At 39.8% G+C, this 20,417-nt stretch carries 22 protein-coding genes; 13 read left to right on the forward strand and 9 right to left on the reverse strand.

Going from position 1 to position 20,417, the window contains the following annotated elements:
• Nucleotides 1–23: 23 nt before the first annotated feature.
• The gene (locus HUE98_RS03955) at nucleotides 24–1,085 is read left to right on the forward strand and encodes a hypothetical protein (RefSeq protein WP_241422570.1); all 1,062 of its coding nucleotides are present in this window, start codon (nucleotides 24–26) and stop codon (nucleotides 1,083–1,085) included.
• A gap of 604 nt (nucleotides 1,086–1,689) precedes the next feature.
• On the opposite strand, the gene HUE98_RS03960 is transcribed toward HUE98_RS03955, so the two are convergent.
• The 3 genes from HUE98_RS03960 to HUE98_RS03970 are packed head-to-tail and all read right to left on the reverse strand — an operon-like array spanning nucleotide 1,690 to nucleotide 3,891.
• Nucleotides 1,690–2,133 carry a hypothetical protein gene (locus HUE98_RS03960; RefSeq protein ID WP_241422571.1) on the reverse strand — a complete coding sequence of 148 codons (444 nt, stop codon included), beginning with the start codon at nucleotides 2,131–2,133 and terminating at the stop codon, nucleotides 1,690–1,692.
• A gap of 10 nt (nucleotides 2,134–2,143) precedes the next feature.
• Nucleotides 2,144–2,683: a LytTR family DNA-binding domain-containing protein gene (locus HUE98_RS03965; RefSeq protein ID WP_241422572.1), complete on the reverse strand. Its 540-nt coding sequence runs from the start codon at nucleotides 2,681–2,683 to the stop codon at nucleotides 2,144–2,146.
• Between the two features lie 26 nt (nucleotides 2,684–2,709).
• A complete protein-coding gene (locus tag HUE98_RS03970) occupies nucleotides 2,710–3,891 on the reverse strand; it encodes a serine hydrolase domain-containing protein (protein WP_241422573.1) in 1,182 nt (393 codons plus the stop codon).
• Between the two features lie 412 nt (nucleotides 3,892–4,303).
• Here HUE98_RS03970 and HUE98_RS03975 point away from each other — a divergent pair, with 412 nt between their 5' ends.
• The 6 genes from HUE98_RS03975 to HUE98_RS04000 all read left to right on the forward strand — a co-directional run bounded on the left by HUE98_RS03975 (nucleotide 4,304) and on the right by HUE98_RS04000 (nucleotide 8,879).
• Complete coding sequence (locus HUE98_RS03975; protein WP_241422574.1) at nucleotides 4,304–4,714, forward strand: molybdenum cofactor biosynthesis protein MoaE; 411 nt, start codon at nucleotides 4,304–4,306, stop codon at nucleotides 4,712–4,714.
• A 72-nt stretch (nucleotides 4,715–4,786) separates the two neighbouring features.
• The gene (locus HUE98_RS03980) at nucleotides 4,787–5,020 is read left to right on the forward strand and encodes a hypothetical protein (RefSeq protein ID WP_241422575.1); all 234 of its coding nucleotides are present in this window, start codon (nucleotides 4,787–4,789) and stop codon (nucleotides 5,018–5,020) included.
• A gap of 36 nt (nucleotides 5,021–5,056) precedes the next feature.
• Nucleotides 5,057–5,233 (forward strand): hypothetical protein, encoded by a 177-nt coding sequence (locus tag HUE98_RS03985; protein WP_241422576.1) that lies wholly within the window; start codon nucleotides 5,057–5,059, stop codon nucleotides 5,231–5,233.
• Nucleotides 5,234–5,238: 5 nt separating this feature from the next.
• Nucleotides 5,239–5,424 carry a hypothetical protein gene (locus tag HUE98_RS03990; RefSeq protein ID WP_241422577.1) on the forward strand — a complete coding sequence of 62 codons (186 nt, stop codon included), beginning with the start codon at nucleotides 5,239–5,241 and terminating at the stop codon, nucleotides 5,422–5,424.
• Nucleotides 5,425–5,479: 55 nt separating this feature from the next.
• Nucleotides 5,480–7,033, forward strand: a complete 1,554-nt coding sequence (locus tag HUE98_RS03995; protein WP_241422578.1) for a histidine kinase N-terminal 7TM domain-containing diguanylate cyclase — start codon at nucleotides 5,480–5,482, stop codon at nucleotides 7,031–7,033.
• A gap of 586 nt (nucleotides 7,034–7,619) precedes the next feature.
• Nucleotides 7,620–8,879 carry an NTTRR-F1 domain gene (locus HUE98_RS04000; RefSeq protein ID WP_241422579.1) on the forward strand — a complete coding sequence of 420 codons (1,260 nt, stop codon included), beginning with the start codon at nucleotides 7,620–7,622 and terminating at the stop codon, nucleotides 8,877–8,879.
• A 462-nt stretch (nucleotides 8,880–9,341) separates the two neighbouring features.
• On the opposite strand, the gene HUE98_RS17950 is transcribed toward HUE98_RS04000, so the two are convergent.
• The 3 genes from HUE98_RS17950 to HUE98_RS04010 form a co-directional block, all read right to left on the reverse strand.
• On the reverse strand, nucleotides 9,342–9,545 hold the full coding sequence (locus HUE98_RS17950) for a LytTR family DNA-binding domain-containing protein (protein ID WP_318036518.1): 204 nt from the start codon (nucleotides 9,543–9,545) through the stop codon (nucleotides 9,342–9,344).
• Nucleotides 9,520–10,578: a C45 family autoproteolytic acyltransferase/hydolase gene (locus HUE98_RS04005; protein WP_241422580.1), complete on the reverse strand. Its 1,059-nt coding sequence runs from the start codon at nucleotides 10,576–10,578 to the stop codon at nucleotides 9,520–9,522. The genes HUE98_RS17950 and HUE98_RS04005 overlap by 26 nt, the downstream gene beginning before the upstream one ends.
• Before the next feature lie 69 nt (nucleotides 10,579–10,647).
• Nucleotides 10,648–11,238, reverse strand: a complete 591-nt coding sequence (locus HUE98_RS04010; RefSeq protein WP_241422581.1) for a TetR/AcrR family transcriptional regulator — start codon at nucleotides 11,236–11,238, stop codon at nucleotides 10,648–10,650.
• Nucleotides 11,239–11,637: 399 nt separating this feature from the next.
• On the opposite strand from HUE98_RS04010, the gene HUE98_RS04015 reads away from it, so the two are divergent.
• From HUE98_RS04015 to HUE98_RS04030, 4 genes are all read left to right on the forward strand, one after another.
• Nucleotides 11,638–12,090 (forward strand): DUF3788 domain-containing protein, encoded by a 453-nt coding sequence (locus tag HUE98_RS04015; RefSeq protein ID WP_241422582.1) that lies wholly within the window; start codon nucleotides 11,638–11,640, stop codon nucleotides 12,088–12,090.
• 424 nt (nucleotides 12,091–12,514) lie between these two features.
• A complete protein-coding gene (locus HUE98_RS04020; protein ID WP_241422583.1) occupies nucleotides 12,515–12,994 on the forward strand; it encodes a DUF6530 family protein in 480 nt (159 codons plus the stop codon).
• Nucleotides 12,995–12,996: 2 nt separating this feature from the next.
• Nucleotides 12,997–13,368, forward strand: coding sequence for a GIY-YIG nuclease family protein (locus tag HUE98_RS04025; RefSeq protein WP_241422584.1), 372 nt, complete (start codon nucleotides 12,997–12,999; stop codon nucleotides 13,366–13,368).
• A 206-nt stretch (nucleotides 13,369–13,574) separates the two neighbouring features.
• Nucleotides 13,575–14,432 (forward strand): DUF6544 family protein, encoded by an 858-nt coding sequence (locus HUE98_RS04030; protein WP_241422585.1) that lies wholly within the window; start codon nucleotides 13,575–13,577, stop codon nucleotides 14,430–14,432.
• A gap of 68 nt (nucleotides 14,433–14,500) precedes the next feature.
• On the opposite strand, the gene HUE98_RS04035 is transcribed toward HUE98_RS04030, so the two are convergent.
• Both HUE98_RS04035 and HUE98_RS04040 read right to left on the reverse strand, forming a co-directional pair.
• The gene (locus HUE98_RS04035) at nucleotides 14,501–14,974 is read right to left on the reverse strand and encodes a hypothetical protein (RefSeq protein WP_241422586.1); all 474 of its coding nucleotides are present in this window, start codon (nucleotides 14,972–14,974) and stop codon (nucleotides 14,501–14,503) included.
• A gap of 124 nt (nucleotides 14,975–15,098) precedes the next feature.
• A complete protein-coding gene (locus tag HUE98_RS04040) occupies nucleotides 15,099–15,638 on the reverse strand; it encodes a MerR family transcriptional regulator (protein WP_241422587.1) in 540 nt (179 codons plus the stop codon).
• 527 nt (nucleotides 15,639–16,165) lie between these two features.
• Here HUE98_RS04040 and HUE98_RS04045 point away from each other — a divergent pair.
• Complete coding sequence (locus tag HUE98_RS04045; RefSeq protein ID WP_241422588.1) at nucleotides 16,166–16,750, forward strand: TVP38/TMEM64 family protein; 585 nt, start codon at nucleotides 16,166–16,168, stop codon at nucleotides 16,748–16,750.
• Nucleotides 16,751–17,019: 269 nt separating this feature from the next.
• Here HUE98_RS04045 and HUE98_RS04050 read toward each other — a convergent pair whose 3' ends face one another.
• Complete coding sequence (locus HUE98_RS04050; protein ID WP_241422589.1) at nucleotides 17,020–19,734, reverse strand: PAS domain S-box protein; 2,715 nt, start codon at nucleotides 19,732–19,734, stop codon at nucleotides 17,020–17,022.
• Between the two features lie 514 nt (nucleotides 19,735–20,248).
• Here HUE98_RS04050 and HUE98_RS04055 point away from each other — a divergent pair.
• Complete coding sequence (locus tag HUE98_RS04055; RefSeq protein WP_241422590.1) at nucleotides 20,249–20,395, forward strand: hypothetical protein; 147 nt, start codon at nucleotides 20,249–20,251, stop codon at nucleotides 20,393–20,395.
• Nucleotides 20,396–20,417 lie beyond the last annotated feature (22 nt).

Consider the following 20,417-nt stretch of genomic DNA (forward strand, 5'->3'; position numbering starts at 1 on the left):
CTACCACGACTGGAGGGTTTCACATGTATTCTCCTTTTACATTAGACATAAGTCCCATGGAACGATTGTTCCTCATCAACTTTGAGAAAGATCCGGACGAAATCTACATTGGCTTTGAGCCGCAGTGGTTTGATGATGCTTCCTACGGCACAGGCTTAAGAATTATAGCCTGGCGCAAGGACGGCTATATCGATGTGTATCAGCAACCTGGCCTAACCAAAGAGGATAAAATAGACGTAGCAGCAAAGGGGTTGGCTGATACCACTATAAGTCCCATGACCAATGCCTGGTTTAGCGTAACTACAGGCGGCGTTGATGTGGTCTTCGCCTTTGAGGACAAAGCTGGCCGCAAGGTGGAAGTTGAAATTGTGGAAAAAAGCCAGAAGCCAACCAAACCCTTTTCGCTATTGGCGCCTGTGGGAAGCTCCTCGGCTAATCCTTCGTCTCTACCGTTCTATCTGATGTTTAAGTTTGATTTTGTCCGCCGGGCCAATACTGATGTAACTATCAGCATTAACGGCCGCACTCATAAAGCAGATACCTTCCCATTCCCACTTAATGGTTCTCGCGTGTATTTCATGCGTTATAGTGCCGATACGTTTCTGGTGGACTGGTGCCCGGCACAGTCACAGGCGCTTGAGCCACTTAGAGGGGAAGGAAACAAGCTTTACGGGCCCAATGACACTCTTTATGAGCTTTTAGAGCAACAAAACTGTCCATCCTTTGCCCGCATTAGTTCAAGCCGTAAAAGCCATAGCTTTGCAGCCGAGTTTCACCCACCCTTTCCAGAAATTACCCACATCACAGATAATACTTCCCTTAGCGGCGAATTCGTCCTTAGCGGGGATGAGTCTGCAGGGGTGGTGAGAGGTACTTATGAGGTTAGCCGCAGTGGTGAAGAGGTGGAGGTAACCCTTAACCCCAGCGGCGGGTGGGAGCCACGCCCCAGGACCCTTTTCTTGAAGTTCTTGTTTAACGCCGGCAAGCTCTTCCGCCAGTGGCCAAAAACTTACCTGTGGACGGCAAAGATCAAGTTTAGTGAAGGCGCCCCGCCCTTTATGGAGTCCAGGTGGACGAGGATCTAACCCAAGGTGCTAGGCGTTAGGTGTTAGACATTTTGGAATTAGCAGTGTCCGAGAAGAAATTCTTTCAAACAATGATTCGTGATAATTATTTGTATTATCAATTTTTTAACTGAACAATATCTTCCCTCACCGGACGATAAAGGTTAGGAGGGATAGTATTAAATCAAAGAAACAAATGGGAATTATTATATTTGTGTTTTCGCTTCTAATATGGAGTACAATTGCTGTAATTGATTATAGACAGGTTTGTCTTCACTTTGAAAAACCTATTTTTGCAATAGGTACACAGACTCAAGATGATGGTGGTTCTGGGTTATATAAAGGTCTGGGTTACTCCTTTTTGATAAATGGAAATTTTATGCCAGAAGATGAATTTCCAGGTGTAACTCATGTGAATTTCTATTTATTTGGGAATATGGTGGAGCAGCGAATCAGAGAATAATCGTATGAACTTTCACATTCTTTATATATGGTACGTCACAAGGCAGTAATGGCTGAGCTTCACCTAATCCATATAAAGTGGAGTTTAAAGAAGAAATTATACAAAAATTGTCATTCTTCTAAAAGCCCCTACCTCTAAACTGAAAGTGTAGGTGGGGGAGGTTCAATCAATTTGTTCTTTTTCCTTTAGCAGTCCCTTGATTAACCCCAGCCTGTTCTGTGCCCGACGATACATGATATAGTCCACGATGTTCGCTGCACAGACAATGCCCAGTATGATGAACAATGCAGGTATGAATTCTACTTTGCTCTCCGTTTCACTGCCTGTCACCACCATGTATAAGAACACAATTAGTGCTGTGACGGATAAAGCGATGACATTGTTTATGAAGAAATAATTCCGGGGATTTGCCAGTTTGATGGAGATTATCGATGTCAGCCATTCTGTGATGAAACCGATAACAAATCCAATCCCTCCGGTGGCCAAGATCAGCATTAATCTGTAGGAAGTCGATACGGTGACATTGGCATTGAACTGCAGGATAACGCCGATAAAGATACCCAGAAAAAATGACTTTATGATGTTTTCCAAATGAACCTTTTCCATCATCGTCCTCCTATATTTTCAACGTACTTCTGAGTTTTTTTGAGTACATTTTAGACACTTCCAGTTCCACATTGTTATACATTCTCAGTACGTATCGCGAGTTGAACCAGGGGATGATTTCTTTTACGTGCAGCAGATTCACCAATTGCGACTTGTTGACACGTATGAACCCCTTTTCTGCCCATATGCTCTCATAATACTGTAGTGTTTCTTTCATCCTGTAATGATTCGTCGCAGTGTATGCCATGATGCCATCCGGGCCTGCTTCGAGATATGATATATCCTTGTATTCGATAACGGCGAACTTATTATCGTTGAACCCTGTAACAGTATTTGGATAATGCAAGCCTTTTTGGACGCTGGATACCAAAAGTTGAATAACATCCATATAATCGATGGCATCAAAAACAACAGCAAGTTTTCCGGCCGGTATGACATACCCTCTTTCCACCAGTACCAGATTACTATCCTCTATTATCTCAATCTGGTACTTGGATAATTCCTGTTTAAGTTTTTCATAGACTTTGCCGGAACCCAGTATTTGAACCATCGTCTCTCCTAATCGTCACCGAATATTTATTCTATTATCATTTTATCATATATCATCCTTATTCTAATCAATTCCTGTATACTTTTTTCCATGAAATCAAGTGAGCCGAAATTGGCAATGAAGTAGGTATCCTTATCCTTATCGTAGAACATGTATGTCCCGGTAATTCCCATACCGCCATAAACATTCGTCATTGACCTTAACAGGAACGACAGCTCACTGAAATCGAAATACATCATGCCCATCCCATAATATATACCTTTTTCGAACCTTTCACTGAAGTCGGTCATCTGCTGATGGACTTCATCTGATACCAGATTGCCATTTTCCAGAGCCATCATGAAAGTCAACAAATCATCCATCGTCGTAACAATGCCGCCGCTGGACCAGTCGATGGATAATGCGTTTCTCCCGCTGAAGTCAATGCCATTTAAATATATTCCCAGAATCTCCGCCGGCTCTTCCTGATAAAACAGCAGATAACTGTCCTTCATATCCAGAGGTTCAAAGATTCTTTCTTGTAATATGTCGGAATAAGATTTTCCTTCTATAGCCTCCATGATTAATCCCAGAAGAATGTAACCTGTATCCGAATAATGAAATTGCTGCTCCGGTTTACCCACAGGCTTTTGATGCTCCCTGGTAAAAGCAATCAGTTCTTCCGAAGTAAACAAAAGATCAGGGTTATCAGTAATCAGCTCCTCCATTGTCTTTCCACTTTTCACAGGATCTCCAAAATAACAACCGACGCCTGATGTGTGCTTTAGCAAGTGCCTTATGGTAACCTGATGGCTATAGTCCGTACCATTTAACACAAATAATCCTTCAAGAATATCGTCATCCAGCCAGGCCCTGATTGTATCGTCAAAGCTGATCCTGCCTTCATCCACCAGTATGCCAAAAACCGTCGCACACATGGTTTTCCCCACACTGGCCGAATGATACTGGCTGTCTATTTTAACCGGCTGATTCGAAGACAGGCTTTTAGTACCTATGGCAAATTGCTGAAGGGAGCCTGTTTTGTTGGAGTAGATGGTAAGCAGAGCACTGGATAACGAATCGTTCTCGTCTACCAGTTTTTCTAAGTGCTTCTGAATCCCTTCACGAACCGCCTCTTCAGAAATCGGCCTATTCATATTTGCCAGCATTCCTAATCCTATGATACCGATAACAACGACACCCACCAATATCTTCCACTTTAAATTCATTATTGACCACCTTCCCTTTCAAATATATCATGGATATATAATACTTCATGTTGTAAAAGGAATAAACGAGTTTCCGTCAAGTGGTCAGAATTTAAGGTTAAGACGTCTTTTGGAGTTGTTAAGAAGACCATAGGCATTCACTGGTTGGGCCAATAATCAATTCCTGATAGAGTTGGACAAAGTTGCAAAAGAAATTCCAGAATCGATGGAAAGAAATATGAACAGGGGGAAAATATTGCTCCTGCATAGAATATAAAAGAAGAGAGGGAAAGCAGTATGGTAAGGAAAAGGAATAAAATGTAAATTGTTGAAATTCTAATGATAAGATTTTGCATATCAGAAGGACTATACCAAAAACTAAACATAAATAAGTATTGAAGCCGTATTCTCAAGCTATAGGGGGAGATAAGTAATGACTAACGAAAGAATTAAAAAAGAATCACCATCCATTGACGAATGGTTAAAGGAGGCCAAAAAGGATCCTGCGGCTGCGAAGGTCGGAATGTTTCTAGTTCATAATGGTGTTGTCCGCCAAACCCCGAAAGCAAAGGTTCGCCGGGGGGTTGATGATGGTTCGCTGGTTGAGAGCATGGAATTCTCCTATGATGAAGCAAAGGTTAATGCAGCGATTGCGGAAACCTACAAGATGAATGGAATTTTTTATATTAAGGTGTGGCTTAATGAAGGCCGGCTTGAGATCGGCGAGGACATCATGTATGTATTAATTGGCGGCGATATTAGGCCTCATGTTGTTGATGCTCTTCAGTTTCTGGTGGGAAAAATCAAAACGGAATGTGTTACGGAAATAGAGAATAAAGCGTGAATTGTAAAAAGTGGAAGAGGAAAGTTCTAAATAGACCTCAATGATCCATTGAGTTTAAGGAGAAATATATAAATGAGAAAAGGTATTTGTCCAAAATGTAATTCCCAAGAGGTGTATTCCGGAGAAAATATCAGTTTCAAAAAGGGGCCTTATTCGATCAATACAATTCACATGGGAGGAGTACTGGGTTCTCAGGCGGCCCTGGACAATTACGTCTGCTGTGAATGCGGATACGTGGAAAGCTACATTAGCCATCCCAAAGATTTAAAAAAGATATCTGTACAGTGGGAGAAGGTAAGGTCTTAGACCTATGATATATTGATTAAAATGTGAGGTGCAGCCATGAAAATAAAATATCCTGCAATTGGAATATGCGGGCTTTCCTGCAGGCTGTGCCCCAGGTACAATACGGAGGCGAAAAGCCGGTGTTTGGGCTGCAAAAGCGAAGACAGGATGGCTGTCGGCTGTCCCTTTATCACCTGTGCGGTAAAGAAAAAAGGGGTTGAGTTCAATTACTAAGAGAGATGCTGCAGGAGTATAATGAAGGGCGCTCAAAAAATTATTACTGCATCGCTGCGAAAGTTTTAGAAATTGACGAATTAAAAGAAGCATTGGACAGGGCAAAAAAAGAGTCTGAGGGATTGAAGATGAAAGAGAAATCCAAACTGCTTCATTCTATACTGGATGAGGTTGCTGCTCAGAAAAAATGAAGTAAGATATAGACTAAGTCAGTATTATCATATCTTTAAAGTGGGGCTGTTATCGATGCAAACAATATTACCATTTTTCATTATGTTAGTAATAGCTGGAGCATTTACGTCTGCCCTGGCTGTTTATGTATTTAAGCACCGCAAGGTCCCAGGTGTTTTTCCTTTTATTTTGTTGATGGTATGTGCTTCCATATGGTCTTTAGGTTATGCAATGGAACTGTACAGTTTAACTTTTGAGAGTAAATTGTTTTGGTTGAATGTTAAGGTAACCGGTGCTATATTAGCTCCTGTTTTTTGGTTAGCCCTGGTTTTGGAATATTCGGGTCGCAAGTCCTGGGTTCAGGGAAAGCGCCTGTTTTACTGGTGCGTAATACCGTTATTGGCAATTTTATTAATTTGGACCAATGAATTTCACCACCTGATTAGGCTGGACGCGAGATTAATTGAATTTAATGCAATTACATATATTGAAATTACCCGCACCTCACTATCGTGGTTGTTTTTCTCTTATGGCTATATGAATATATTTTTATGCCTGATAATATTATTGGATGGATTATTCAGCAAGGGTTACTACTGGCAGCAGTTTGTAATTCTATTAATCAGTCTATTATTGCCTTTAGGATCCGATGCTGCAAATATGATGGGGTTTTTATATCCTTTCAACATAACTCCTTTATTATTTATTCCTTCGGGTCTTTTAATTGCCTGGGGATTATATCGCTATAAATTATTTGATATTCAGCCAATTGCCCGGGACAAAGTTATTGATATGATGGAGAGCGGTATACTGGTGGTTAATACCGACAAGCAGATTGTTGATTATAATATTAGAGCTGCTCAAATTATTGATAATGAACAGGATGAACAGGGCGGTTCTATGTCCTGGTATGTAGTTTCAGAAGTACTAAAAAAATGGCCGAAATGGGCGGCTGCTTATGACTGCCCTGAGGAATCAAGTTTTGAAATCAAGATGTCTCAAAAGGGTGGAGAACAGTATTATCGGGTGAGGACCAATCCCCTCTTAGATTCCCGGGAGGTTTTAGTCGGGTATTTATCAATTATCGATGATATTTCTGATCAAAAATTAAAAGAACAAGAATTGACCCACCTGGCAACTAGCGATAGTTTGACGGGAATAGCTAACAGAAGGTATTATCTGGAATTATCTGATAAGATATTTTCTGCCGCCAGGCGGTACAATCATAAACTATCTTTACTAATGTTAGATTTAGACAACTTCAAAAAAATAAACGATACTTACGGACATAGAACAGGAGATCTGTTGCTTAAAAAATTTGTGGTGGTTTGCCATGATATAATACGCAGTTCAGATGTGTTTGGACGGATTGGCGGCGAAGAGTTTGCAATAACTCTTCCTGAAACAGGCTTAACAGAGGCTTTTTATGCGGCAAAACGTATCCGGCAAAAAGTTGCTGATGTTAAACTGGATATCGGCAGAGGAGAAATGATTAGTTTTACCGTAAGTATTGGTGTTGCTGTAAAAGTGCCGGATGACAGATGTTTTGAAGATATACTGTTACGGGCGGACAATGCTTTATATGAAGCAAAGATTGAAAGAAATATGGTGAAAATTCAGGGCGGTTAAGTATCCTGGAAATATTATAGTTTCGCGGGGTTTACCCTCCTTACCGGCGATGATGAAAGCTACCAGGTCGGTGTAATAATTGTGCCCTCTTATGCAGCTAAAGGCCTGGAATTTGACGGGGTGCTGATAGTCAACCTGGAAGTTAAGTATCACAAAAATGAATTAGATACAAACTCCTTTATGTAGCTGTGACCCTGGAGGCCGGGAAGCTTTCTTTAGGAGATGCATTCATTAAAGAAAACACCGGTGATTTTTGGGGTTTAATTGGAACAAGGCCCTATATGCGTGCCTTAATGGGAATGGCTGACTGTTTGTGGAATATTGGTCAGAGGAAGGAAGCCCTTGCTATTTATCAAAATATTGTTTTGTGAGAAACATTCTTTTCATATGTTTTTATGCAACACTGCTAAGTAAAAATATGGTTCATGGCTTCCTTGATCAGGGAAGCTTTTTTTATTATTACCCCGTACCCTGATACAGAATTGCAGGAACAATTGTTCACTGTTGCATGTAAAGTGTAACAATTTATATATTTTTTCATACATTATAATATAGCCAATATTGTATGAGGAAGGGGGGGCAGAAATTGTCGTTTAGTGAGAGAATTGTTAATGGTGGATTTGAGACCGGAGCATTTCCTCCATGGGTATCATTTAATGCAACTATTACAAGTCAATTTAGTCATTCCGGTTTTTTTGCTGCTCGTTTAGCAGGCGGAGCTGTCAATATATATGTTTATCAAATCGTTCCAATAGTCCCAGGGGAAAGTTATGAGTTTATGGTGTCATTAGCTAAAGTTGGAACAGCCGTGAGTCCGCCAGTATCATTATCAATTTCGTATTATGATGCAGGTTTTAATTTTCTTGGGTATGGGCTTATTACCAACATTCCAGTTAATCGTATTACAAGTGTTTCTGAGCAAGATTGGCTCGTAGTCTATAAAACTACAGACCCAGCTCCTCTTGGAGCAACGCATGCACTTGTGCTAATCAATAAGTTAACGCATGCAGGTAGTGCAGATATAGTTGTTGACGATGTATCTTTGCTAGAAGTCGAGTCAACGGATGCAACGGGAGCCACTGGAGCTACTGGCGCCACCGGAGCCATGGGAGTAACCGGAGCCACGGGAGTAACCGGAGCCACAGGAGTAACCGGAGCCACGGGTGGAGCTACTGGCGCCACCGGAGCCATGGGAGTAACCGGAGCCACGGGAGTAACCGGAGCCACAGGAGTAACCGGAGCTACTGGAGCTACTGGCGCCACCGGAGCCATGGGAGTAACCGGAGCCATGGGAGTAACCGGAGCCATGGGAGTAACCGGAGCCATGGGAGTAACCGGAGCTACTGGAGCTACTGGCGCCACCGGAGCCACGGGAGTAACCGGAGCAATGGGAGTAACCGGAGCCACGGGAGCCACGGGCGCAACTGGAATCGAAGGGCTATCAGATTATGCTTATATCTACAATTTGGATCCTCAAGTAGTGGCATTAGAGGCGGATATAACCTTTAGCCATAATGGTGTCATTGTTGGTGCCATCACGCATACACCAGGAACAGCTACAATTACCCTTGGTACTGCAGGCGATTATTCAATTATATTTAACGTTACAGGTGTGGAAACAAATCAGTTTACACTTTTCCAAAATGGTACGCCTGTTCCAGGAGCCACTTATGGCTCTGGTGCAGGTACTCAGGCGAATCCTGGTTTTGTGACTATTACAGCTGCTGTTGGTGATGTGTTAACTTTAAGAAACCATACCAGTTCAGCTGCAATTACTTTGCAAACTCTGGCAGGTGGTATTCAAACCAATTCCAATGCTTCTATACAAATCCAAAAGATAAATTAGATAGACAAATAAAATTGTTAATCAAGATTATCATAATGAGAAAGCACCTTTTCGATAATGAATCGGTGCTTTCTTATATAAAAGTCCATAAATATAATGATTATAATAACCTTAAGCTGGCCGCTCACAACCATTTAAGCCTCCGGCCCGGTTATAAAGTTTCTGTCGCTGTCTTGCAGAGAGCACACGAACTTTATCCTGAACAAGTAGCTACTTTCTTTTTTTCGTTTTGACTGAAAAGATCTGATTATGGGGCTACTATTCTTGTCCCAGTCCTTACGGGGATACCCGTTTCAGCATGTTTATAGCGCCTGTGGCCATCGTAACCTTTCTTAAGCACTTTGCCGACATCTCAGCGGTTAGCAAAGTAGTTGAAGAGGATTTTCTTAAAGATCCAAACACTTCCAGTTCCACGTTGTTATACATTCTCAGTACGTATCGCGAGTTGAACCAGGGGATGATTTATTTTACGTGCAGCAGATTTACCATTTGAGATTTGTTGACACGTATGAACCCCTTTTCTGCCCATATGCTCTCATAATACTGTAGTGTTTCTTTCATCCTGTAATGATTCGTCGCAGTGTATGCCATGATGCCATCCGGGCCTGCTTCAAGATATGATAAGATTTCCGCTAATAACTTACAGCTTGTATTCAACGAACTCATAATTGCATGGGTTTCCGTAAGCTATATACATCTTTTGATCTACCGGGACCATTACAAAGGCAGCCAGGGTTTCCGATACTACAGGTGCCCGGGATATATCAACATGTTTGCAGATAGAGTTGGGGTGGTTTTCATGGTCCCTCATAATCTCCATCATTACCTGAGGAGTTAATTTACAAAGGCTTTCATTCATTAATTTTTCAATCCTTTCAATTCTAAAAAAACTGTCCGGGATTGCCTGGCTGGCCATGTCCCTTTCTTTGAATCTTTCAGTTAGATAATGGTTTGAGTGAACCATCATATCCTGTTCAGGTGTTAATATTTCAAAATCGTTGTGGACACTTTCTATCCCCACCATTTCACCTTCAGCACTGGCCAGGTGGTAATAACCAAGACCTCTGGCAGCCTCCTTTAAAACTTCTAAAGCCTCATTTATATTTTTCTGTCTCATTGCTTTAGGCAGGTAGCATCCCAGGGGTATGTTAAAGGAATAATCCATCCCAAAGGTGGCATTGGCACACATTCCAAAACCGGTTGAGCTGATGGTGTACTCTACAAAACTCCCTATAACCAGGGATAACTGCACAAGCCCATCTGCATGGCGTATTCTTAAAAGGTCCAGGGGAGTATCCGGGGTCCAGTCTATAGTCTGTCCAAGCATTGTTTTCCCGTCTTCCACAGCTTTTCCGGAAGCAGCAAAAGATGTGCATAAAGCTGATATCTGGTTGTAGTAAATCAACAGTTCCGACATACACCGCAGGGAAAAAACCTCTTCAAAATTTAACCCAGCTCCTTTTGCCTGGCCCTTCAGCATCTCAATTAAATACGGGTCAAAATCCCGCACCCGGGGAAGAAATTTTGATGTATTTGCGGTTACATCCTGCCTGGAAGCATTGTAAAAGGCTGATAAACCGTATAGATTCATTTCCAGGGATTTTTTTATGTTGTCTCTACATGCCTCTCCGTACTGCTGACCAATTTCATAGGGAGTGCCGCTGCACTCGATGACTTTAAAACTTTTTTCCTGTTTCATAACAACCACCTCTTTAAAATTATTTATAAATTCCAGCTAACTTTTTGACATCGTAACACAGTTTAAGAATTATTGTTTTTTTAGTCCTAACCACAGGTCTCTCCAAAAGTTTTTAATATATTTTTCTTTCTTCAATTCCGGCATAACCATCATCCAATTTATAATCCCTTCCCTAAAGAACCGAAAAGACAAGGACATTCTAATAGGGCAATCTTTCCTGAAAAACCCTTTTTCGATTCCTTCTTCAAAGATCTTTTCCATCTTTTTTTGTATGCGTCCGTCACAGTTTGCAACGTGGGCAAAGAACTTTTCCTTTATTACAGGAGGTGTAAAAAGGGTAATCTGATTCCAGAAAGCTTGTATCTCAGGATTTTTCATGTAGTAAATCATATATTGCTGGAAAATAAAGAAAAGTTTATCTTCCATGTCCATATTTTCAGCAGTGCCCATAATTTTTTCCATTAAGTAAACATACTCGTTGGCCAGGTCTTCATAAACTGAAAAAAACAACTCTTCCTTACTGGTAAAATGCGCATAAAGTGATGGTGTTTTGATACCCACCAATTCAGCAATATCTTTCATTGTTGTGCCGTCATAGCCCCGTTGGGCAAATAATGAGAGAGCTTTTTCTTTAATTATATCTTTAGTTGAACTGTTCATTTTGGGATTACTTCACTCCCTAACTAATATTAGTTAGGTTAAGTTTACAACAAATTCGTTTAGCTGTCAACACTGAATTACTTCCACTTAACCTGTGTGAGGTTTGAAGAGGGAGTAGTGGCAGCTCCACCTCAAGCCCAGCTGCTTTGAAGGCCCGGCGATTTACTGCAGGCGCTGGCTTATTGTTCCCTCCAGTTACCCCGGCGGCATATAGGCTGCCCAAAACGCCTGCGCCAAAAATTAGATATTTCATGTTTTTCATCTCTGCTCAACTTCTTCTGATTTTGTATCTATCATAATGAAACTGGAAACGCTTTTCATAGTATTTTAAAAGGAGGATTGTACCCAATTAATGAGGAATAATTAAAATTAATAAAAATTGTAAGAGGTGAATATTTTATGGAAAAGATTGATTTAATTTTTGACGGGAGCCGTGAGCCTTTGGAGGAGGAGTTACTGGATTATATGGATAATCCGGGCAGAAAACTCTGGGAGGGCATTAATGACTTTATCCAGGAGAAATATAAGACTTCTCCCAAGATGGCGTACAGTAAATGCTCCGGTAAGCCCGGTTGGAACAGGAAATATAAAAAATCCGGGAAGTCCCTCTGTACCCTTTACCCGGAAAAGGACGGCTTTGTAGCGTTGATTGTCATTTTACAGGATTCTCTCCCGGTGGTGGAAGCCATGTACCCTGACTTTGAAAAAGAAGTGGTTGATGTGATTACATCTGCTCAGCCGTTTAACGGGACCTTCTGGCTGATGGTTCCCGTAAAAAACAGCAGGGCACTGGAGAATGTGAAAGACCTGCTTCTTTTAAAACATAACCCGGAGAAGTATTCCAAACGGTAATAAGCTTTTCGGGCATACCGAAGAAGTCTTTCTACAGAGTTAGAATACAACCGGATATCTGCTGGAAAAAGTTCTTATAATACTCAAGTCAAAAACTCTCTGAACTGCCATATACCATGGGATTTTGCTTAAATTCATCTATATTACAATTATCTTTTATTATAAACAGTAGTCAATCAAAAGTTGAGTCAAAAGCCCTTTGGTATTCTACTAATGTAACTTACCTATAAGCTGGCAGCAGCAGGTATTGACCTAAACATGATGGGTATTCAAAGGTTCGCAGCACAAAAGAGATCATTTCCCTTGACAAAAAGTGAACTGCTGAAGTATACTAAACACGTAACTTAGTAAATTACTAAATAAAAAAATTACTAAATTACAAAAATACTAAACCTTAAAAGGTCAGATAGGATGTTATGAATAAATGAAAATACCCACAACGCTGAAACATAAACCGGTTATTGTCTCGGAAAACTATGAAAATGTGGATGGAAGGAATGCGTATAATTCAGATGCAAAGGGATTATCCCTTGGGCTTGCCCAGTGGAATGAACGGGGTAAACTGGACATTTCTGCTAAGGTATGGCGTTATACTGGGGAAAAATGGTCCAGGCAGTCGGAAGAACTGCCCCTGCACCGGGTAATAGATCTGTCTATCCTTATCTGCAGGTCCATGCTTCATTTTAGAGAGGCATACCGTTATGAAAAGCTGTTCGATTCTGAAAAACCTGTTATTGACAGAGTTGGAATGCAGGGAGATGCCATGACTGTATCTGTTTGTACAGATAATCCAATGATTGAAGGAGATATTAAGCTGTTTCAGCAGGCCCTTAGTAATGATGATGAGTTAATTGGGGAACGTTTAAGGACACTTTCAAAAATATTAAAAGATATGGGTTACTAAAGATGAGCAATAAAAGTGAGAGAAAAAAAGAACTTATCCTTGAATACAAGTCACGAAAAATCTCAGGTGGGGTATATAAGATAACCAATACTGCCAATGGCTGGTATTGGTTAAAAGCGGACTTAAATATACAGGGACAAAAAAACCGTTTTGAGTTTTCAAAAAAGACTAATTCATGTGTCCTGTTAAGGTTAAAAAAGGATTGGGATCAGTATGGAAGCCAGGCGTTTACTTTCGAGATTTTGGAAGAAATTGAAATGAAAGATACTCAGACGTTGAAAGAGTTTAAAGATGATTTACTGGTTCTCGAAGAAATGTGGGCGGAGAGGTTTGATGCTGAAAAATCTTATTTGAGTTTAAAGAAAAAAATATAAATGAGAAAAGGCATTTGTTCAAAATATAATTTCCAAGAGGATTTTTCAATAGCCGAGAATAGCCTTCCCCGGGTAGGCAAAGAACAGTTTGCAAAAATTAGGAGAGCTGCTTTTGTTTCTCCGAAAACTTAAGAGGGAGATTTTCAATTAACTGCGTTTATCAGAACTAATTTTGAAATTTTAAATTTCTGGAAGTAGGGGGAAATATGAAATACTATGTCTTGCTTTTAATTTTCGCTATAATTTTAATGATACTTATAGTTGTAGGGAATGCTGCATCTTTAAAAAACCTTTACAGAAAAGAAAAAAATGAAGAGCTTAATCAATATTCGGGCCTGGAAAGAGAATCCATAATATCGGAGAAAGATATTGAACATTTACCTGAACCTGTTCAGAATTACCTTAAGTATTGTGGGTTCATTGAACACGAGGAAATAATTAATGCTGAAGTAATTTGGAGTGATAGTTACATCAAATTAGCCCCTGAAAGAAAATGGATGAAATTAAAAACACAGCAATTCAATTCTGTTCCAGAACCAATGAGAATTGCTTACATGAAAGCCGCTATACTGGGGGTAATCCCTTTTGAAGGAAGAGATATTTATCGTGATGGCAGGGGAAATATGCTGGGGAAAATTGCAGGAATCTTCACTGTGTTTAACTCTCAAGATAAAGAAACATCACAATCTGCATTAATCACTATCTTAGCTGAAGTTCCTTTGGTACCTGGCTATGCCCTTGCAGACTATATTACATGGGAAGAGATTGATAAAAATACTGCTAACGCAAGGATTCTTCATAAGGGATTAGATGTAGGAGGCACTTTTTTCTTTAATGATAAAGGAGAATATATCCGTTTTGAAACAGATGATAGATATTATAACGATCCAAAAGGAGATTATAAAAAAATAAAATTCACTGCTTTAGTCGACGACTACACAGAAAAAGAAGGCCTAAAATTTCCTACAAAAGTTAAAGCTATCTGGCATCTTCCTGAGGGAGAGTATGAATATTGGAAGGGTACAATTTCAGATATATACTTTAATGTAAAAGATATTGATTGAAAAGTGATATTCATAAGCTAGAAAAAGAGTCAGCTGACGCTAACTCTTTTCTTGCTTTTAAGCCAACCCTAGACTTTCATCATACGGCCCGTTTTTATATAGTGGTTTAACAGCTCCTCCATGGATTCCACTTCAAAAGTAAATTCATCCTCAGAAATACTATCAATGTATTCGCTGCCTTTTTCAGTTAAAGCAGTAAAGGTATAATCCACCCTGGCCTTTGTGTTTCCGTCTTCATCTTTATTTAAAGCTACTGCAAACCTTACAATCATAAGATCATTGGCGTACTGAATGAATAAAATTTTATGGTTTGCCTGATCATACTCAGCAACATACCATACAGTACCCTCCACATACTCATCTGTTGTAAAAATACATCCTTCTTCAATTAACCCGGAATTAGAATAAATCATTTCATATTCCCAACCCGGTATCCATTCAAGTTCCCTCACGGGGCACAACAGGGGAAACACCACATCAGGGGCAGCATTAAAGGAAAGACTATAACTCCAAATTGTTCTTTTTTCCTTAAAGGGTTTCAATTAGTAATCATCCTTTCATTTTTTAATGTATTCATCTTAAACTATAAAGTTATAGTCAGGTCAACCGGTTAATTTAAAAAGCTGTGGAAATTTATCCACAGCTTTTTAAAATCTCCTGTTATAATTACCGCTTCATAATAATAGTTTGAGCTTCAGTTCTTATTTCTTTAATTTCTTCCTGGTTAAAGCCCAGCGCCCGGAGAAACTCTTGATGACTTTGTGGTGATAACTTTTCTAATTCCCCGTGTAATTTACACATATCCAGTTCATCAAAACCAGCATTACTCAGCAGGTTTATTAATAAATCTTTATCAATGAACGTGAGACTCTCCAGCAGCTTCTCATTTTTAAGAATATCAATAATCATCCTCTGTTGACTGCGAATTTTTAGTATATATTCGTTTAATTCCATCAACCTGGAATCAAGAACTTCCCTGGTAGCATTACCATCACAATCCAGGATTTCCTTGATTTCCTTTATGGAAAGACCTGTCTGTCGGTACATACATATCTGCTCTAACCTGTTGATATCTTCGTCTGAATACTTTCTATAATTTTTATCTGTTCTTCCGGATGCTTTTAGAAGGCCGACGGAATCATAGTATAAAAGGGTGCTTCTAGAAAGATTGAATTTTTTACTTAAAAAGCCAATAGAATAGCTCATATTATCACTCCTTGGAAACAATACGGACATGCATTGCAATTCTGCTCTTTCATATTTTTGACCTCAAGTTCGTAAGGGTTACTCCGGTGATGATAAGAAGCTCCTACCTCTAAACTGTAAGTATAGGTGGGGAGGTTCACTCTCATTATAGCATTGTTTTAATTTAAATTTAATGAGTCAGGGTGAGTCAGGGGACAATTCCTTGACTCACTTTGATTTACATGGTACGATTTACCTTACAAGATAAAGTAATGAGGTTATTATGCCAAGAAAAACAGGAAACTGAGTGAAACCAATATTTATCATGTTATGATAAGAGGAAGCGAGAAAAAGATATAAAGATCTTCACTGAATGATCGGTAACTGGGCAAGGGATAGGCCCATATATTGGTAACAGGGTTAATTGCTGTAAGTCAAGTTCCGGAATCTCCGGGCATTGATTGTAATCCCATTAGTACACAACAAGTAGAAATCAGTAGGGCCATCACATGATTGGAAATTGATGATAGGAAAAGAAAGGAATCTAAATGGAATTATTAGATCAGATCGTTCATTATAGTCAGATTATAAGAGAGTTTGGCTATGCCGCTATGTTAATAATTAGTGCTGCAATTATAATGCAGTGTCATGTACCAATGATTCCTTTTGCTGTTGTTGCTGGTGTGTGCGGTTATCTTTATAATTTTCAACAAGGTATGCTGCTAGCATGGGGAAGTGTCGTAGCAGGTTCATTTATTGCTTTAAATGTTTTTAGGTTTTTTAAGCTAGACCGGTTTACCAGTAAATTATTGTCTCGATATAAAGTTCTGCCTAAATTAAGTGATAAATTTGTGATAGGTTTTATAGTGATCGTTCATAATATACCAGCAATACCTATAGCTATACCCAATATCGTAGCAGCAATGAGCAGCATATCACTTTCCAGGTTTATTATATTTACCGCTGTAGGATTACTAGTTCCTTGTGTCTTATTTACTGGCTTTGGTGCAGGGGTAGATGCCTTTTTTGCTAATCCTGGAATCCTAACCTTAATTCCAATATTGGTTATAATAGTATTTTTATTTCTAATAAAGTTTATTAATTTAGATGAGTTATTATCTAAATACGAGTAAAAATTCCTTCATTTGACGTTGTTTTCATCCTTGATAATTTTCCCATAATTGACAAGAAATGTATTATTTAAACCAGGAAAGATATTGTTTTTCACGCAAACATGTGATGCCTATTTATGTGGAGGTGTTTTTATAAAAATATCAAGTTAAGGAAAAGCTTTCATGGAGTAGGGAAGATTAAGTAATTGCTTTTCAAGTTAATCAAGGTTGGGCATTGACAGGTACATAATGAGGAATTTGGCCGGGGTCGAAGAGATTACCTTACTATATTAATAAGTCAGGGTATTGTGAACTACGTTGGACAATTTCTCTATGGAAAATGGTTTTTTTATGGCTCCTTTAAAGCCGTAACCTTTGTAATTGGCTATTGATGAATCCTCAGAGTAGCCGCTGGAGACGATTGCTTTTACTTCAGGGTCTTTCTTTAATAGCTCTTTCAACGTGTCCTTACCGCCCATGCCGCCGGGGATAGTCAGGTCCAAAATTACCAGGTCAAAGGGGCAGCCGTTTTTCTGCGCATCCATATACTTTTCTATGGTTTCCTGCCCGTTTTTTGCATGAGAAACATTATAACCGATGGTAGTTAATATTTCTTCTGCTACCTTCAGTAAATCCTCCTGGTCATCCATGATCAGGATTTTTCCGGTTCCGTAAGAAATATTCTCTACTGCAGGAACTTGTGCCCTGTCTCTGTTGGAGGCAGGCAAATAAATAAAAAAGCTGGTTCCTACTTCGGTTTCGGATTCTGCGGAGATATAGCCGCCGTGATTCTTAATAATGGAGTAACACGTTGCCAGGCCCAGGCCGCTTCCCTGTTGTTTCGTGGTAAAAAATGGGTCAAATATTTTATTTATATATTCCTTCGGTATGCCGACCCCTTCATCTCGAATGGTAATTTTCACATAGTTCCCCTCAGGTAACAGTGAGGCATGAAAGTTAGCTTTTACTTCTGTGTTTTCTGCAGTTATGTACAACTCTCCCCCGTCGGGCATTGCCTGCAGGGAATTGATGACAATATTGTTTAATACCTGGCTAAATTGTCCTTCATCAATTTCTACCATGTAAAGGTTTTCGTCGATGTAAAATTTACAGCAGACATTGGAACCGCTTAAGGTAAACTTCACGTTACTAACTAAAGACTGTTTAATGGATACTGTTTTTTTAACCGGGGCAGCGCCGTTAGCAAAGGTAAATAACTGATTGGATAGGTCTTTCACCCGAAGGATTGCCTGCTCTATATTTTCCAGCTTCTCCAACACTTTTTGTGGATCTTCTATATAAAACTTGGCCAGAGATGTATTGCCTAACAGTGCAGCTAAATAGTTATTGAAGTCATGGGCAATTCCACCGGCAAGGGTACTGATTGACTCAAGCTTGTCTATTTTAAAGATTTCCTGCTCCAGTTTTTTATGTTCTGTAATGTCTCTGTTTGTCCCGGTTATGCTGGTGATCATCCCTTTTTCATCAAACACCGGCATCAAGACGGTATTGTATGTATGTTTAGTGCCGTCAGGTATAATGATTGTGGTCTCAGCTTCTACAGATTTTTCTGTTTCAAGAACCTTTAAAATCTGTTTTTCAAATTCTTGAGCCAGGTCTTTGGGAATGTTAAGCTCATAATTATTTTTGCCAATAATCTCGTGAGATTCAAGCTGGAAAGTTTTGCAAAGGCTCTGGTTGACAGCGATATACCGCATTTCCGGGTTATAGCTGTAAATATGGTCTGGCGTATTATCCACCAGCAGACGGTATTTTGCTTCTGAAGCCTGGAGCTTTTTTCTGCTCTCATTCAGGGCATCCTCTGCCTGTTTGCGCTCGGTAATATCTCGGCTTACAACTGCGGCTCCAACGACTTTTGAATCTTCACTTGAAAAACACGGGGAGTAGGTGACATCCACATATCTGCAGCCCAAACCCGGGAGATCAAACCATGCGGCATAGTTGACGGTTTCTCCGGAAAAACAGCGGTCAATGGCAGGTTTTACGGTATCATGAAAGGCCTGTTCACCCAGGAACTCTGAAACATGCCTGCCAATAATATCCTCTTTTTTAAAACCACCCTTTTTTGTATAAGATTTGTTTACGAATCTGTATCTGTATTCCCTGTCCACCAGGGACATGAAATCATTGGAAGAAGATACGATCTGCTCGTAAACCTTTAACTCTTCTTCCTGTGCCTGCTTCCGCTGGGTGATGTCAGCAGCCATTTCCATTCTCACCATGCGGCCATCTACCCAGCGTAAAGCTATGTCACGGCACTCATACCACCGGTTGTTTCTATTGTTTTTATGTTCATGTATGTAAGTCCCAGTGGGCTGGCCGTTTGCATCCAGCAGCTTATCATTGGTACAAAATTCGCAGGGCCCTGTTTGGCCTGCCTGGATTACCTTCCAGCATTTCTTTCCGACAACATTACCGAGATTCTTTTTGCCGTATTCATTAATAAATAATATTTCATATGTCTCCATATCTGCCACGTAAATTAAGGCTGCAGTATTGTCCAGTACCGTCAGCAGCCCCTGGTGCCTCTCTTTTATCCGCTGCTCTGCCTTTTTGTGTTTGGTCATGTCCTTAAAGGAAGCCATTATTTGAATTGGTTTTCCACCCTGCGTGTAAACCATAGCTGCCGTAATGTGAAGAAATTTAATTTCATTATCTTGTATCTTGGCATCCAGCTGGATCTCGTAACTGCCCTTTTCCATTAAATTTTTAAGAATTGCTGCAGCCTTTTCGCTTCCCTTCCAAAAATCCATTACCGGGCGGCCCACAACTTCATTTTCATGCTCATAACCCCACAGGCGCAAAAACGCAGGATTCACATATGTCAGAATTCCATCCAGGTCGGCTAATGCAATGGCAATGATAGAAGAATTTATAGCCTGTTCTTTGATATAGAGGTTCATTTCTGCCTGCCTACATTTAGCGATATCAAAGGCCATAAAATTTGCTTCAGTTATCTTTCCACTGTCACTTTCTTGACACATAACTTACCTCCTGATACTAATAAGTATTGTTTTAGTCATCATTTTAAAATGTTGAATAAATCATCAAATGTAATTACTATAACACTTCGATGTTCACCCATAATATTCCTTGGGATAATTTGCTATCTTTTGTCGAATAGTATTTTTCTTTAATAATTATTACTTTGCCGCAGCCGGTTTAGGCGGGTTAGTCCAATGGGTGCTGTTGGACATTATAATTGATGAGAAACAAAGCCGGAAGCAGTATGTTGATGATAACAAACATTTTCCCGTAAGAAGGAAATTTAAATGCAGCATGGAAATATTATCTTGAGCAGGAAAAAGAGACCGTTTTCTTTATCGGCTCTGTATGTAAACTCATCGCAGATGCTGAAATGCAGCCGTTGTGGCAGGGAAAATTATTTTTGCACAAATAACATCATTTCCGCCAAAGCATCTGATTTCCGGTTCTTAGCGATACATGTCTACGTATAAATAAGTAATTACCATAAGCTTAAAATAAAAAGGAGGAATCATGTGTGCCCCGGTTATGGGACAGATGGCAGCTTTAGAAGCATTGAAAGGAAACATTCTGGCAGGCCTGGCAGGAACAGTTCCCAATACTTATTCTATAATACAAAGCATAATTCAATTTCCCACTGCATGTGATCAATATTTTTAAGCAAATGTACTGTACCTTTGGA

Source organism: Candidatus Contubernalis alkalaceticus, assembly GCF_022558445.1.
GTDB classification, from domain to species: Bacteria; Bacillota; Dethiobacteria; order SKNC01; family SKNC01; genus Contubernalis; species Contubernalis alkaliaceticus.